Genomic DNA, 1,068 nt, shown 5'->3' with positions numbered 1-1,068 from the left:
TAAGAGTTCCTAACAGAATGATCAACTTGTGTGGCAACGTGGTCGTCGGTTGTGGATCATGGTCTGGTGAGGAGAGGTGAGGCGCCGCCGTGGATTGTCTCGGACGGATTGTGGGAGCGGGTCGAGCCGTTGTTGCCGGTGGTGGAGCGCAGGTCACGCAATCCGGGGCGGAAGCGGTTGCCGGATCGGCGGGTGTTGTGCGGGATCCTGTTCGTGCTGCACACGGGCATCCAGTGGGAGTTCCTGCCCCAGGAGTTGGGGTTCGGGTCGGGGATGACGTGTTGGCGTCGGTTGCGTGACTGGAACAAGGCCGGGGTGTGGTCCCGGTTGCATGCGGTGTTGCTGGCGGAGTTGCACTCGGCGGGGAGGCTGGACTGGGATCGGGCGGTGATCGATTCCTCGCATGTGCGGGCCGCGCGGCGGGGCCCAAAAGTGGGCCGAGTCCGGTCGACCGCGCCCGACCGGGCTCCAAGCACCATGTCCTGACCGACGGCAACGGGATCCCGCTGGCTGTGGTCCTGACCGGCGGCAACCGCAACGACGTCACCCAGTTGGAGCCGCTGCTCGACGCGGTGCCCCGCGTGCGCGGGCGGCGTGGGCGCCCTCGTCACCGGCCGGAGACGGTCTACGGCGACCGGGCCTACGACCACGACAAGTACCGCCGCCGCATGCGTGCCCGGGACGTCCGCACCCGCTTCGCCCGCCGCGGACGTCCCCACGGATCCGGGCTGGGCACCGTCCGGTGGGTCGTTGAACGCACCATCGCCTGGTATCACGGCATGAAACGGCTGCGCATCCGCTGGGAACGCCGCGACGACATCCACGAAGCCTTCCTCGGCCTCGCCACCTGCATCATCACCTGGCGACACATCCAACGACTCTGTTAGGACCTCTAAGCAGATGCGTGGGTAGGTGGGTGGATGCGCTTACTCAGCCGACCACCCCACGAACCGCCGGCCCGGCCAAGCAAAGGCCCGGGTGGGTGGATGCGCTTGCCCAGCCGACCACCCCTGAAACCGGCGGCCCGGCTAAGCAAACGCCCGGGTGGGTGGATGTGTTTGGCCGGGG

At 67.8% G+C, this 1,068-nt stretch carries 1 protein-coding gene; it reads left to right on the top strand.

Annotated elements, in window-relative coordinates; all coding sequences use genetic code 11:
- Positions 1-66 precede the first annotated feature (66 nt).
- Positions 67-887 (top strand): IS5 family transposase gene (locus UO65_RS34385; RefSeq protein ID WP_152551991.1). Its coding sequence is split into 2 segments (ribosomal slippage): positions 67-415 and positions 415-887, totalling 822 coding nucleotides; the frame shifts between segments, so codons are not numbered across the junction.
- Positions 888-1,068 lie beyond the last annotated feature (181 nt).

The sequence above is a fragment of the Actinokineospora spheciospongiae genome, assembly GCF_000564855.1.
Taxonomy (GTDB): domain Bacteria; phylum Actinomycetota; class Actinomycetes; order Mycobacteriales; family Pseudonocardiaceae; genus Actinokineospora; species Actinokineospora spheciospongiae.
Note: the sequence above shows the minus strand (reverse complement) of the source record. Positions and strands in the feature narration are given on the sequence as shown.